Below are 15,453 nucleotides of genomic sequence, written 5' to 3' on the forward strand. Positions count from 1 at the left end.
ACACATAGAAAAGTTTATTAATTATGTTGTTTATTCAGGCAATATAAAAGATCCAGGGAGTATTTTAGAAACAGGAATAAATGAATACAAAGTTAATTCAATATCTATGTCGAATAGAGATTACAAAACAAGATATAATGGCTCTAACATTCACTCCTATTATGGGAGGGAAGATAGGAATATCTGATAAAATAATAAACGCTATACACGTAGTAAAAGACATAAATAATGACTATAAGAATGATATAGAATCAATACTATATGCTTTTGCAAATAAATTTTTAAGCGGAAAAGATTTGGAGAAAGTAAAGGAGGAATTGAGAATGACTGAACTTGGTAAAAGTCTAATACAAGAAGGAATTGAAAAAGGGAAAGATGAAGGAAAAGCTGAGCTTCTGATTAAACAGCTAATGAAAAAGTTTAAAAAATTACCTAATGAATATAAGGAAAAAATAAAATCACTTCCAAAAGAAACAATAGAGTTAATTGCAACAGATATATTTGAGTTGAATTCAATAGAAGAGTTAGAACAATATTTCTAAAGAGTATTGAAGATATTGGAAAATGTAATGTGTAAACAAAATAATTTATATCAACAATTTTTAAAGTATTGATATTATGATTTAAAGGAATTATTTAAAAAGGTGAAAGCTAAAGAAGAACAAGAAAAAATAATAGGGAAAGAAATAGTAGAAAATAGCTTGCGATATTTAGAGTAGGCTATTTTTTTACGCAAAATTACTTAGACAGGGAGGTGATAGATTGATATGCATCTACGATAAGAAAACCACAAAAGGCAACTTCAGCTGGAGTCAAATTATTCAATGAATCATGAGGTCCTATAAAATTATAGTGAAAAATAAATAAATAGATTAAGTTTATAAGAGCAATGTTTACATAACTTAACAGATTAAAGCTTAAGGAAGCGTAAAACAAACAATAGATATAGAGCATTCTATAAATGTAAAGTAAAATATAAAATATGAAGAGTTTTTTTAAATTCTAAAAAATCACCCCAACCTCTAGATATACCTACAAAAGGTATTCAGAATGATTATTAGGATGATTTTTAAAAATATTAAGTTTTTATTTTACCAATTTAATGTATTCTTAGCTTGATGACATTGCCACCCTGTGCTATTAACTAAATTTGGAGTAACTTAATCAGCTTTTCTAACTCTTCAGATAAATCTTTTGCAGTGATAAAATCATTATCTTTTAAAGCTAATTCTATTTTTGTTTCAACTAATTTTTTATTTTGTTCAATTTCTAAATAATCTTTTTCAAAGTAATTGGCATAAACCATTTTTTTGAAAGTCTTCATATTCATTCTTCTTATTTTCTTATCTTCAACAATTAAAATATAATCCATACAGTTTACTATAGAATAGAAATCGTGAGAAACCATTAGAATAGCGCCATTATAGTTTTTTATGGCTTTTTCTAATGCTATTTGTGAATATGTATCTAAATGACTTGTAGGCTCATCAAGAAGCAACAAGTTTGCATTACTAGCAGAAATTTTAGCTAATTGAAGCATATTTTTTTCTCCACCAGATAAAGACTCTATCTTTTGATTAAGTATTTCTTCTTCAAAACCATATTCAAAAATATGTGATTTAATGTCTTCATAAGTTTCAAAACCAGCATCTAAGAACTCTTCAAGTATGGTATTAGAATCATTTAGTGTTTTGCCTTGAATCTGAGATAAATAAGCCATTTGAACTTGTTCATTTATCTCAATAGAATCATTATTATTTTTAAATATTTCTTTAAGTAAAGTAGTTTTTCCAGTACCATTTGAACCCACAATAGCTACTTTATCAGTAGATTTAATTTCAAAGTTAACATTTTCTAACAGTATCTCATCAAAGGCAACACTGTAATTATTAACTTTTAAAGCAATAGTTTCTTCAAGTTTATTATAGGTATTTAAATTGATATCTGGTTCTTTAATAGCTATAAATGGAGCTTTAATTCTACGTTCTTCTAATCTTTCTTGAATTTTAACCCTAGCCCTTAGGGTTTTTCCTCTGAATTGTTCAGCATTTTCAGTTGCAAGCTCTCGGAGTCTTTCTATTAATATATCATTTCTTTCAATTTCAGCAGTATCTTCAGCAGCCAGTTCTTGTAATTCAATTTTAGTTTGAAGTAATGAGAAGTTATAATCAATATAGCTTCCATCAAACTCTTGTATCTCCATGTTTTCAAGATGAAGAATTTTGTTGAAACAATTATTTAATAGATATCTATTGTGTGTAATAATTAACATTGTTCCTTTATGTGAATTAATTAGATTTTTAAGAGAATTAAGGTTTCCAAAATCTAAAAACACATCTGGTTCATCCATAATCATTAAGTCTGGACTATTTAGCATTGCTTTAATTACTTGGATAAGCTTGAATTCTCCACCACTAAGTTCAGATATCATTAAATCTTTATATTTGATTAAGTTTGTAAGATTAAGTTTCTTATTAATAATGTTTTCGAAATCATCGCCATTAATTGCATCAAATGCATCTAAAGCTTGTTGATACTTTTCTAGTAAAGTATCAATATCTGAAGATGTCTCCATTTCAGTACAAATAGATGTTATTTCATTTTGTAGTTTAATAAACTCTTCTGCTATATATTCGAAAACTGTAATTTCTTTTATTTTATCCAGTTGTGAGAATTGACTTACATACCCAATTCTACAATTTGGAGATATTTCTAATGTACCATCAAACATATATTCTTCTGGATCCATAAGTATATCTATAAGTGTACTTTTTCCACTGCCATTTGTTCCTATAAAAGCACAATGGTCACCATCTTCTAATGTAAATGAAATGTTATTATATAAATCCTTTTGGGGAAATGAGTAGGACAAGTTATCAACTTTTATCATATTATTACCTCTCTTTATAACTTAAAAAGAGCTTATAAAAATAAGCACTTTAATATATTTTTATCAATTGAAATTTTACATTTGATTTTTATGTAGTAAAGACATTTTACTAAGTTTAACATTGACAGCATAACATTTTTTTCGACTAAGTTCAATAATTTCATATAATAAACAAAAACTGTCTTAGTATTTTAATACATTAAGTATATTAGTCTATTTTTTGCACTTATAACTAATGAAAATCCAATATATATTATTATATGGAAAATATAGATTTATTGCAGATGAGGATGTAGAAGATGTTGATGCCATAATAGTTAATGGTTGGTTTAATACAGTTCCAAATGAACCTAAGGGAAATATATATAATTATAAAATATTCCATTATACTCAAATTATTGATATAATAAGGTGTGCGAGGGTTATAAATATACCATTTATTATTGTTTAATGGAGGAGTTTATGTTATTTCAAGAAATGCCTAGGGTTAAAGATGAAGTAGAATTAAAATTTAACAGTACTTATCCCGTTTATTTAAAAATTTGGTCATGGGCAACAAAAAATCTTAATAAATTTAACGATTATAAAGATTTTTCGTACTTTAAAAAATGGGAGAGTGAAGAATTTACGCAAATTTTCAGAGACTTTCAAGTGAGAGAGGTTTTTGGAAGTGTATTAATTGAATTTGTTAAGTATGTATATTTTTACCATATACCACCTGGATTGAGAGATAGTAAATTAAAGGTTGAACATAAGGAAACAATAACTGAAATATTTACAGTGGTTATTGGCAATTACTATTTCAATTTTATGAAGTGCGCAAATAGTATTATTTTATGCGATATTTCATATAATGAAAAACATAGAACTTATTATAGGGTACAAGATTTTTTGGGATACAATGACACATATTTAAAAAATACAAAAAAAGATTCTTATGTCCAATATATGAATAATGTTTGGTTTGTTAATACAAATGTGCCATTTATGTCTTATCCAGATGGTATATTAGATAATAATAGACAAGTCAACAAATTGAAAAATATTCCATTTTTCAATGATTTTAAAAAATCATATTTTAATAATTATAAGAATATTGATAATTCAAGCGAATGGTATGAAGGGTGCAAAAAAGTGATAAGTGCAATAAATCCACAGTTTATATGGGAATTTGTTGAGTACTCATTGAGAGATAAGAGAATTGTTATAGTAACTGGGTTTAAAAGAAATGCTCCATTTGGTTATTTTTGAACTTAAATATTATCATTATATAATAGTAATTAATTGGAATTGTTAAATAGTAGTTTTTTTATTGCAAAAACGAGATGATAAAATTGAAAGCGTCAGAACTTAAAAATAAAAGCTATAAAAGCATTAATTTATGCAGTAGTAAAAGTAGAAGATGAAATTGCTCTAGGTTATTTTTAATAATATATTGCACAATAAGAAAAAAAGTGCTATCATGTAAACGTAGTCAAAAAGAATATTTAGTAAGAGTTCTTAAGTAGATTACAATAAAATATAAATATTTAGCGTGTTACTGATTCGATCAGGCATAAGCGTAGGGAAATAAAAAATGCAATAGAGTAAATGTAATATTGTTTGTTGTATCATATGTTTTGTACAGTTTTTTTAGGTATTATGATTTTTTTTATGATTTAATTTAGTGTACAAATAATGTGACCAAATCTGAACATATATTTCTTTATTTTATTTCCAAATGCTTATGTCTTTTTTGTTTTGTAACAAATAAAAAATAGGAGGTATAAAAATGGTAGGAATTATTCTTGCTAGTCACGGAGAATTTGCTAAAGGCATCATGCAATCTGGTAAAATGATTTTTGGAGAACAAGAAAACGTAAAAGCTGTTACGTTGATGCCTAGTGAAGGACCTGATGATCTTAAAGCAAAAATGAAAGATGCAATTACATCCTTTGACAATCAAGATGAAGTCTTATTCTTAGTTGATCTTTGGGGTGGTACACCATTTAATCAAGCAAATGGTTTATTTGAAGAACACAAAGATAAATGGGCAATAGTAGCTGGTTTAAATTTACCAATGCTTATTGAAGCTTATGGTGCACGTCTTTCTATGGAATCTGCACAAGAAATTGCATCTTATATCTTAACATCAGCTAAAGAAGGTATTAAGGTTAAGCCAGAAGAATTAGAACCAGAAGATACTGGTAAGGCTATTGAAGATTCAGCAAAACAATCTAATGCAGGTAAACCAGGATCATTCGAATATGTTTTAGCTCGTATTGATTCTCGTTTACTTCATGGTCAAGTAGCGACTGCTTGGACAAAAACTGTTCAACCTACAAGAATTATTGTAGTTTCAGATGCAGTAGCTAAAGATGAACTTCGTAAGAAATTAATACAACAAGCTGCTCCACCAGGAGTTAAAGCACATGTTGTTCCAGTTGATCATATGATTAAACTTGCAAAAGATGATCAACATTTTGGTGGTCAACGCGCATTACTTCTTTTTGAAAATCCAGAAGATGTACTTAGAGTGGTAGAAGGTGGAGTGCCATTAAAGACAATAAATGTTGGTTCTATGGCTCATTCTATAGGTAAGGTTCAACCAAATAAAGTACTTGCTTTTAATCAAAAAGATATTGATACATTCAATAAGTTAAAACAAGCTGGACTTAATTTTGATGTTCGTAAAGTACCAAATGATTCAAAAGGAAATATGGATGAAATACTTAAAAGAGCACAAGAAGAATTAAAAAAACAAAAATAATTTAATTATTAATAAAAGGAGGATTAGTAATCATGACTTTAAATATACTTCAAATTGTATTAGTCATTATTATAGCATTTCTAGCTGGTGTAGAAGGTATATTGGATGAATTCCAGTTCCATCAACCATTAGTTGCATGTACATTAATTGGATTGGTTACAGGTAATTTGTTACCATGCTTAATCTTAGGTGGTACTCTTCAAATGATGGCCTTAGGTTGGGCAAATATAGGTGCTGCAGTAGCACCAGATGCAGCATTAGCATCTGTTGCATCAGCAATTATTTTAGTTCTTGGAGGTCAAACTGGTAAAGAAGGAATTACTGCGGCGATCGCTATTGCTGTTCCTTTAGCAGTTGCAGGACTATTATTAACAATTATTTGTCGTACAATTGCTACAGCGTTTGTACATTTTATGGATGCAGCAGCTAAGGAAGGAAATATAAGGGCTATTGAAATGTGGCAAATTGTTGCTATTTGTATGCAGGGTGTACGTATTGCAATTCCAGCAGCATTAATTTTAATAATTGGTGCTGGTCCAATATCAGGGTTACTTGCAGCTATGCCAGCTTGGTTAACAGATGGTTTAGCAATTGGTGGTGGAATGGTTGTAGCTGTTGGTTACGCAATGGTAATTAATATGATGGCTACAAAAGAAGTTTGGCCATTCTTTGCAATTGGTTTTGTATTAGCAACTATTTCAGAAATTACACTTATCGGACTTGGAGCAATAGGTGTAGCTTTAGCTCTTATTTACTTAGCACTTAGCAAACAAGGTGGAGCAGGTAATGGTGGAAGTTCAAATACTGGTGATCCTTTAGGGGATATCATTGATAGATACTAAGAAGGGAGAGGAAACGAAAATGTCAAAACAATTAAAATTAACAAAAAGAGATCGTATTTCTGTTTGGTTCCGTTCATTTTTCCTTCAAGGTTCTTGGAACTATGAAAGAATGCAAAACGGTGGTTGGGCATATGCAATGATTCCAGCAATCAAGAGATTATATAAGACTAAAGAGGAACAATCAGAGGCATTAAAACGTCATTTGGAATTCTTCAACACTCACCCATATGTAGCTTCACCAGTTCTTGGAGTAACATTAGCTTTAGAAGAAGAACGTGCAAATGGTGCACCTGTAGATGATGCAACTATTCAAGGTGTTAAAGTTGGTATGATGGGACCTTTAGCAGGTATCGGAGACCCAGTTTTTTGGTTTACTGTTAGACCAATTTTAGGAGCATTAGGTGCTACTCTTGCTATGAGTGGTAATATACTTGGACCAATAATATTCTTCGTTGCTTGGAATATCATTCGTATGGCATTCATGTGGTATACACAAGAATTTGGTTATAAAGCAGGATCTCGTATTAGTGATGATTTATCAGGTAGTTTGTTACAAGATGTTACAAAAGGGGCATCTATACTAGGTATGTTCATTTTGGGATCATTAGTTAATAGATGGGTATCTGTTAAATTTGCACCAGTAGTATCATCAGTTAAGTTAAGTGAGGGTGCATTTATTGATTGGAGTGCTCTTCCACAAGGAGCAGAAGGTATAAAAACAGCTTTAATGCAACAAGGCGCAGGTATGTCATTAACACCTGAAAAAGTTACAACATTACAAAATAACTTAGATTCATTAATTCCTGGGCTTGCAGGATTAATAATTACATTTATTTGTATGTGGTTGCTTAAGAAGAAAGTATCTCCAATTGTTATAATTCTTGGATTATTCGTAATTGGTGTTGTATTCCATTTGATTGGTTTAATGTAATATTTTTTGCTTAGCCTAGGCTTTTAGCCTGGGCTTTTGTTAACATATAAAGTAGTTGAGGCACATTCAAAAAAATAATTTTTATAATACTAATGAAATAAATTGGTTAAATAAGTATTATTTTTAATAAATTTTTCAACAATTGATAGAAACATATAAAAAATATATAATAAAAATAAATGTATGTATTAAGTAGAAAAGAGGTAGATTAGATGGTTCAATCACTGAATACAAAAGTGGATCTAGCGATTGATGCAACAGCTTTTACTGGGCTTGCAGATTATGGAAAAATAATGATAGGCGACAAAGGCTTTGAGTTCTATAATTCTCGTGATCCTCACAAATATATTCAAATTCCTTGGGAAGAAGTTGACTATGTCATTGCATCTGTATTGTTTAAAGGAAAATGGATTCCGCGATATGCAATCCAAACGAAAAAAAATGGTACTTATACCTTTGCTTCTAAAGAAGCAAAAAGAGTGCTTCGTACTGTTCGAAATTATGTTGATCCAGATCATATGGTTAATTCTTTAAGTTTTTTTGATGTTGTGAAACGAGCAGCTAAATCCATGTTTAAAAAGAGTTGATCAACTAAAGAAGTTATAATCTGTAAGAGTTAGTTGTGATACAGTAGAATGGTTAAAAGGTTAATAACTATGTTATAAGAGTCACGAACTTAAGTTTATCCATATATAAGCGATAATGTAAATATATGAATAAAAGTTAAGGAGTTATATATGTTTTTTAGTAACATTATAAATAAGAAAAAGAGTTTGATTAAAGAATTAGACTCATTAGGATATTCTGAGAGAGTACAAAAAGTTGCATTATTAGCACGTGATATGGATAAAGATAAATGTATAAAGTTATTGTATTCTTTATTAGAAGGTGGGGAATATGAAGCTAACTTGGCTCTAGTTGGTGCAGATGTTATCAGGAATTGTGAAATTATTACAAAAGCTTTAAGTCACCACAAAAATAGCATAAGAATAAAAGCAGCTAAACTTTTAGCTAAACATGGATCAGTAGATGAAATTGAAAAAGAAATGAGAAATTTATCTTGCGAATGCCGTAAGAAGTTATTAAACACTATTTACTATGTAAATCGCAGGGATGTAGCTGAAAGATTATTTCCTATTGTGTATTCAAAATATGGGGCAGGAGAGGCAAAGAGGATATTTGCAATATGCTCTGATGAAACTGTTGAAAAATATATTGATGAAATTGGGTATGCAATTGATCATTGGAATAGAATAGCAGTTTACCATGAAAAAGTATTTATAAAGTATTTCAAGAAATCTTTAGAAGATGCAAAAGATAGGGAAAGGGTGTATGTTTGGAATACATTTTTTGATGCAGTAGAAGTCTTAGTTTTGTCTAATGGGGAATTTATATTAGATTGTGCAATGAATTTTCCACCAAGAGATAAAATTTATTCTATTTTATCTAAGCAGTTTGGAATTCTTGTTAGAAAAAATCCTTCTAAAGTACACAGTATACTTTTATCAGAAGAATGTAGAAAAGAGCTTCTCTTGTATGGTGTTCCAAGATGTATTTTTAGCAGAAAAGTTAACTTTACTATAAATCAGTGGATAGAAATAGGTAAGATTCTTAAAAATAAAGTTAATCATATTATAAAGATACTTCACAGTCTTCCACCTTCAAATCGTGAAGATTTTTTTTATGGTGTATATGATGAGGATGAAGTTAATAAGAAAGTTTTTCATAGAGCAATATTAAAAGAACTGCCTAGTAAACTCCGTGATAAAATAGCTAAAAATATGCTAAATATTAAAGAAGTTCTTAATAATAAAAACAGATATATCAATACTTTAGCTTATTGTGATATTGAGTTTAGTAGGGGCATTTTGGAAAAAGAAGCTAAAGCTTCAAATGCAGAAGAACGTAGTTTGGCACTTAAATTAATCATAAAAAGCACTGCATTGAGCAGGAGAGAAGTTTCTGAAACTTTGACTTATTTATCTCGTATTAAAAATGATCAAGACCCAGTAAGAAAAGCTGTTTTGGAAGAGCTTTCTAACTGTCAGACATCATTGTATGACGATAAAGATGTAAAACTTCTAGAAGTTATTTTTAATAGTGTTATTGAAGCTAGAGATACGTCTTATGATACTTTGAATTATTTGGGAAAATTAGCCTTTAAGATTTTAAAACATAATACAGATAAAAATAATAGTAAAATATTCAAGTTTGCATTAAATACATTAACTAGTTTATCTAAAAGAAACTCAATACTTTTTTTATTTAAATTAGATGATATAGAAAAGGGACTGGAAAAAATAATCTTTGAAGAATTTTATCCTTTATTGAAGGACTTAAATAAAAGAGAAAATTACAGTTGCATAATTAAAATGGCTAATTTATTAGGAAAACGAGGATATAAGATAGAAAAGCTTCAGGAATTATTAAAGGAAGTAGTAATGTCAAAATATGAGAACTATTCTAAAGAGGCTGCAAAAAATTACCTAGCATATAAAAAGACAAGAGATAAAAGAGTTAAAGAATTGTTAGAGATGGATAAATCATTTATATGTATAAACGAAGTTTTTTTGCATCTTCATACAAGACGACAAGAATGGTTAGATCCATATATTGAAGGCAATGTGATTAAGGGTAAGTTCTTAAGTGGAGAGACAATTTATCTTTTACCAGCAGTAGATAAATTTAATAAATATCTTCCACGCCAGCAGCAGACTTTCAGCAAATTACTTAAAATAATAGCTAATGGATCACAATATAGTTATTATGAACGTCATCAGGCTATACATGCATTAGCTAAAATGTCAGATATTGATTTAAGATGTTTTGATGGTCTTGTAAAAAGTAGTGAAGTTCTTATTTCAGAATCAGCTTTACATGCATTATCAACTACAGAAGAACCTGAAAAAGCTATTAAAGTTTTATTAGATAATTTAGATGGAGATAAAGCAAGAACAGCCATGTATTCTATACCAAGATGTATAAGAAATATGAATCATGAATCTTTTACTAAAGTTATTGATGAACTTTTCCAAAGAGAACATTTAAAAATAACTGTGAGAAAAGAAGTTATAAGATTGTTGGGAGAGTATAGAAGTGAAGAAAACATTAAATTGTTATTAAATGAAGCTAAAAAAGAAAATGTACACAAAGATGTACAGATAGCAATAGGACATGTTGCTAGAAAGTATTTAGATTATGAATTTGCATGGGAAATTTTAGCTAGACTTATTGAATGTAAGGAAGGGGATGTTATTAAAAGCTTATTAAGTCAATATTCAAATCATCTTCAAAAGAAATATAGAAATAGGTATTTAAAATTAATACTAAAAATTGCAGATTTAGATGACAATGAAGTTTCTAAAGAAGCTATTATTACAATGAAAAATTGGATAAATATAGATGAGAACAGCATTGCTAATTCTGCTTATAAAGTGATAACTGATTTAAATGATTCAGGCAAGTGGAAGTCGGCCTTGGATTTATTAATATGCGTAGTTGTAGATGGCAATATAAATAAGTATATAATAGATACTGTTAGATTTATGGTTAATGTAAGGATAACAGAAGACATTAATGGGAAATCTCAAAGAGATATGCCTCATATACAAAGATTAAATTTTCTTGTAAATAAAATTGTATCTTTAAATAAAATGACAAGACAAAAGCTAATACCTTTATTTGAAGAAATAATTGAAGTTATAAAATCTGATGAAACATTGAAAAAGATGAGTATTAAACTTTATACAGCATGTATAGATTTTGATAATTCAATAAAAACTATAAAATATATAAATAATATTGCACAAATACTTAAAGAAAGACCATATATTATGGAGTTTTCATATAATGAAATTTCGAAAGTATTACAAAACTTAAAGGGATATTATAATCCAGAAAATTTAATGAAATCAATAGATGAGATAATTTTACAAGATATAACTGAAGCGATGTATATATCACTTTCACTTTTAGAAACAGCAGGAAATGATTTATTGTGGAGAGAAGATTGCTGCGAAAAATTAAGAACTTTTAGAAATCACAAAAATATTGAAATTTGTTCAAAGGCATTACATATTTGGACTTCCATTGAATAATTTATTTAAGAAAGAAATCAAGAAAAAGTTGATGAGAAGAAGGCTATTTGATTAAAAGAAGTAGTAGTGTTTAAAGACCACATTGAAGTTACATTCAATGTGTTTTTTTCTTTGCTCAAAAATAGAAAAGGAGCAATTGAAGTTATAAGCAGTAATTATTAAGATGTGTGATTATTTGAAAGATATATATGTAATTGATAGTGTTTATTACAGTACAATGATTTTTGCAGAAGAATATTAATAGATGGTCAGTATGTGTCCAACCACTCGATTTATAATAAAGTTAATCAATAAAGAAAGGATGTAGGTTATGCAAGTAATAGCAATGATTATTGGATTAGTAATAGGAATAATATTATTTCTATTACTAAATGAGATGTTTAATGTTTACTATTTCGGATGCGCAGGTGTTACTTCAACATTTGTAGGTTGTTGGAGTGCTGGATACATAGCGATGTTGCTTTTAGGAATGGCAGCAAAATGGTTAGTTATAATAGGTGTAATTATATGGATATTAGTTAAGATATTTGAAGGAAAAGAGAAAAAAGCATAAAAATAAATGGAGGCGAATAATAATGAAAAAACAAAGTTTAAAGAAGATAATAACATGAAAATAGTACTAAGCATTATCATAAATTAACTTAAAATAGTATACAAAAAACATTACTTTAAGTAAAATATTGTTGGAGGAATAATAAAAATGGAAGTTATGGAAGAAAAAATAGATATTAAAGAAAAAGAAGAGTCCATAAAAGAGAGAAGAACTATATATAGAATTCTTAATCTTTACAATTTAATTAATAAAGAAAAACAATTTAACAAGTTGAAATTTGCAAGGGATTCTGAGGTTAATGAAAGAACTATCAGAAGAGATATTGAATGTTTGAATGGCTATTTTGAGAATGAGTATGAAAAGAAGGGCAGTGTTGGGGAATGCAGAAAAATAGAATACTGTCCAAAAGATAATATACATAAGGTAAATATAAAAAGTGATATTGATTTTAGTGAAAGCGATATTTATGCTTTTGTTAGGGTTATTATACAATCAAGAGCATTTACAAAAAAAGAAATAAGAAGAATGTTAAATATACTAGAATTTCAAATTGAAGATATATCAGTTATGAAAAATATAATTGCAAAAGAAGAACTTTATTATGTTGAGCCTCATCATAAGAAAGATATAATTGATCAACTTTGGAGTATGCGTAAAAGTATTGAAAAAGGCAAAAAGGTTGAGTTTGATTATAAGCGAGCTGATGGAATAGAAAAGCATCATATAGTAAATCCAATTGCAATAGTTTTTAATGAATATTATTTCTATCTTGTGTCTGAAATTGATAAAGAAAGCAGTAAATTTGAAATACCATTTAGAGTTGATAGAATTGAAAATTATAAAGAAACAGAGATTAACTCCACTTATCCTTATGGTAGGTTTGAAGAGGATAAATATAGAAAGAAAGTTCAGTTTATGTATACTGGTGAATTTAAGACTATTGAATTTGAGTTTTTTGGAGATTCTATAGAAGCAGTACTCGATAGATTACCAACAGCAAAGATTATTGGAAAAACTGATAAAGGATATAAAGTTAAAGCAGAGATTTATGGTGAAGGCGTAAAGAGATGGATTCTTTCACAAAAAGAATTTCTAAAGGTCACATGGCCTAAAGACTATGTTGATGAAATAAAAGGAACAATACAAAAAATGTATGAGTTATATAAAAATAACTAATTAATTATTTTTATATTTGGAGGAGTAATAATGGAAAATAAAGAATATTTAGAAAAAGTAATTTATGAAATTAATAAAAAAAATCAATTCTTTTTATGTGCCCCAAAATGGTCTGCACCTATATATGGTTTTTCATATGACAAGTCTAGAAACACAAAAGCTATGGATGTTTTAATGAAATCTGGTATTATTAGTGAAAAAAGAAGTGATGTAATTTGTATATTAGGTGATTGGAGTGATGTTGCAGAAGGGATTTATTTTACTGATAAAGCTATGTATATAAATTCACCTAAAAATTCAACCAAAAAATTTAGTGTAAAGTATGAAGACATATGTGAGTTAAAATATAACCCACAATCTGTAGAACTTAGCATTACTACCACTGACCGTTATACATATTATGTTACTACGACGATATGGAGTAAAAGAAATATAAAAATTTTTCTTGAAATAGCATCTGGAATTATGGATTTAGATGATGAGGATAGAGAAAGAATAGAACATATAGAACTAGAAATGAAAGATAACATAGGGGGAGTGGTAGCAGGAATAACTTATGGAAATGTTAGTAATGCAAGTACAATCTATGGGATGGATAAATTTAATACACCTAGGGGTCATGGATTCGCAGCAGAACAAGCTAATCATTTATATGATAAAATTAATAATGGTGATTTTTTTGGAAAAGGAAAAGTTAATTTAGTAGGAGATGATATTGATCCTAATACAGGGCGTATAATCAAAGATGGAGCTGACAGAGTAGTAAATGGTGTTAATATACAGACAAAATATTGTGCAAGTGGATCAAAGTGTATTTCTGAATGCTTTGAAAATGGCAAACTAAGATATATAAATACAGATGGAACGCCAATGCAAATAGAAGTTCCGTCAGATAAGTATGATTCAGCAGTAAAAGCTATGGAAAATAGAATAAAAAATGGTGAAGTTTCAGGAGTGAGTGATCCATCAAAAGCTAAAGATATAGTTAGAAGAGGACATTTTACATATGAACAAGCTAAAAATATAGCAAAATTTGGAACTGTTGAATCTATTACATTTGATGCTGTTAATGGTGCAATTATAGCAACAGGTGCAATGGGAATAAGTTCAGTGTTAACATTTGCAACTTCTATTTGGAATGGAGAAGACTTTGATGTCGCTATAAAAAATGCGGCTTATTCTGGTTTAAAAGTTGGTGGAACTACATTTGCAACTGCAGTATTAGCAAGTCAATTATCAAAAGCTGGTTTAAATAGTGCATTAGTAGGAAGTTCGGAAGCGATTGTAAGTATAATGGGACCCAAAGCATCAGCAATGTTAGTTAATGCATTTAGAAGTGGAGGAAATATATATGGTGCAGCTGCAATGAAGAGTGCTGCTAAAATGCTAAGAGGAAATGCAATAACTGGTGCAGTTTCAGTTGTCGTATTATCTAGTTTGGATGTAGCAAATATTTTTAGAGGAAGAATTTCAGGAAGTCAGCTATTTAAAAATGTTGCTAATACAGCATCTACTGTTGCAGGTGGAACTGCTGGATGGGTAGGCGGTGCTACAGCAGGTGCAGCAATTGGGTCAGCAATACCTATAGTTGGAACTGCTATTGGTGGATTTGTTGGTGGAATACTTGGTTCTTTTGCAGGTGGAGCCGCAGCCGGAAAAGTATCAGGAGCTGTATTAGATGAGTTTATTGAAGATGATGCTAATAAAATGGTGAAGATAGTAGAAAAAGTATTTACACAGTTAGCTGAAGACTACTTGATTAATAAAAAAGAAGCTGAAAATATAATTGATAGATTAAAAGATAAATTAACTGGAAAATTCCTTAAAGATATGTTTGCAAGTTCAAATAGAGAGTTATTTGCTAAAAATGTATTAGAGCCATTAGTTGAAGAAGAAGTTAAAAAGAGAGAGGTGATAAAAATTCCTTCAGATGCTGATATGTTAAATGGATTACGTGTTGTACTAGAAGAATTATCAGACCAAGCTAGTTAAGTGCTTTGATTATAGGTATAATGTTAATCACATCAGAATATATTTCTATTAATTGACAATGCATTTATTATAAGTTATAATAATTTAAAAATTAACGAAAAAATTATTTGTATAACCTCAAGAATATGGTTTGAGGGTATCTACCAGGAACCGTAAAATCCTGATTACAAAGAAAAGGATACGTCTTTTTTCTTTGTAATCAGGATTTTTTATTTTAAAAAAT

Annotated in this window: 11 protein-coding genes, 1 pseudogene and 1 riboswitch; of the genes and pseudogenes, 11 read left to right on the forward strand and 1 reads right to left on the reverse strand. The window is 28.9% G+C overall.

The genetic code is table 11. The features are described from left to right. Positions 1 to 16: 16 nt before the first annotated feature. A pseudogene (locus RGC78_RS10560) lies at positions 17 to 542 on the forward strand (DUF4351 domain-containing protein); the annotation flags it as partial. 602 nt (positions 543 to 1,144) lie between these two features. On the opposite strand, the gene RGC78_RS10565 reads toward RGC78_RS10560, so the two are convergent. Next, positions 1,145 to 2,890: an ABC-F family ATP-binding cassette domain-containing protein gene (locus RGC78_RS10565; RefSeq protein ID WP_309556613.1), complete on the reverse strand. Its 1,746-nt coding sequence runs from the start codon at positions 2,888 to 2,890 to the stop codon at positions 1,145 to 1,147. 235 nt (positions 2,891 to 3,125) lie between these two features. On the opposite strand from RGC78_RS10565, the gene RGC78_RS10570 reads away from it, so the two are divergent. The 10 genes from RGC78_RS10570 (at position 3,126) to RGC78_RS10615 (ending at position 15,230) form a co-directional block, all read left to right on the forward strand. After that, a complete protein-coding gene (locus tag RGC78_RS10570) occupies positions 3,126 to 3,341 on the forward strand; it encodes an F-box protein (RefSeq protein WP_252226388.1) in 216 nt (71 codons plus the stop codon). Positions 3,342 to 3,352: 11 nt separating this feature from the next. Then, on the forward strand, positions 3,353 to 4,141 hold the full coding sequence (locus RGC78_RS10575; RefSeq protein WP_252226390.1) for a hypothetical protein: 789 nt from the start codon (positions 3,353 to 3,355) through the stop codon (positions 4,139 to 4,141). A gap of 520 nt (positions 4,142 to 4,661) precedes the next feature. Further along, a complete protein-coding gene (locus RGC78_RS10580) occupies positions 4,662 to 5,639 on the forward strand; it encodes a mannose/fructose/sorbose PTS transporter subunit IIA (RefSeq protein ID WP_252212756.1) in 978 nt (325 codons plus the stop codon). 32 nt (positions 5,640 to 5,671) lie between these two features. Next, positions 5,672 to 6,481 (forward strand): PTS mannose/fructose/sorbose transporter subunit IIC, encoded by an 810-nt coding sequence (locus RGC78_RS10585; protein ID WP_252212755.1) that lies wholly within the window; start codon positions 5,672 to 5,674, stop codon positions 6,479 to 6,481. Between the two features lie 19 nt (positions 6,482 to 6,500). Next, positions 6,501 to 7,412, forward strand: coding sequence for a PTS system mannose/fructose/sorbose family transporter subunit IID (locus RGC78_RS10590; protein WP_252212754.1), 912 nt, complete (start codon positions 6,501 to 6,503; stop codon positions 7,410 to 7,412). Between the two features lie 212 nt (positions 7,413 to 7,624). Continuing rightward, on the forward strand, positions 7,625 to 7,999 hold the full coding sequence (locus RGC78_RS10595) for a DUF956 family protein (RefSeq protein ID WP_252212753.1): 375 nt from the start codon (positions 7,625 to 7,627) through the stop codon (positions 7,997 to 7,999). 150 nt (positions 8,000 to 8,149) lie between these two features. After that, positions 8,150 to 11,509, forward strand: a complete 3,360-nt coding sequence (locus tag RGC78_RS10600) for a HEAT repeat domain-containing protein (RefSeq protein WP_309556614.1) — start codon at positions 8,150 to 8,152, stop codon at positions 11,507 to 11,509. Between the two features lie 310 nt (positions 11,510 to 11,819). Beyond that, the gene (locus RGC78_RS10605) at positions 11,820 to 12,062 is read left to right on the forward strand and encodes a hypothetical protein (RefSeq protein ID WP_252226398.1); all 243 of its coding nucleotides are present in this window, start codon (positions 11,820 to 11,822) and stop codon (positions 12,060 to 12,062) included. Positions 12,063 to 12,209: 147 nt separating this feature from the next. Beyond that, positions 12,210 to 13,238: a helix-turn-helix transcriptional regulator gene (locus RGC78_RS10610; protein ID WP_252212750.1), complete on the forward strand. Its 1,029-nt coding sequence runs from the start codon at positions 12,210 to 12,212 to the stop codon at positions 13,236 to 13,238. A 30-nt stretch (positions 13,239 to 13,268) separates the two neighbouring features. Beyond that, complete coding sequence (locus tag RGC78_RS10615; protein WP_252212749.1) at positions 13,269 to 15,230, forward strand: glycine zipper domain-containing protein; 1,962 nt, start codon at positions 13,269 to 13,271, stop codon at positions 15,228 to 15,230. Positions 15,231 to 15,317: 87 nt separating this feature from the next. After that, positions 15,318 to 15,417, forward strand: a riboswitch (purine riboswitch). Positions 15,418 to 15,453 lie beyond the last annotated feature (36 nt).

The organism is Clostridium aquiflavi (assembly GCF_031344075.1).
Taxonomy (GTDB): domain Bacteria; phylum Bacillota; class Clostridia; order Clostridiales; family Clostridiaceae; genus Clostridium; species Clostridium aquiflavi.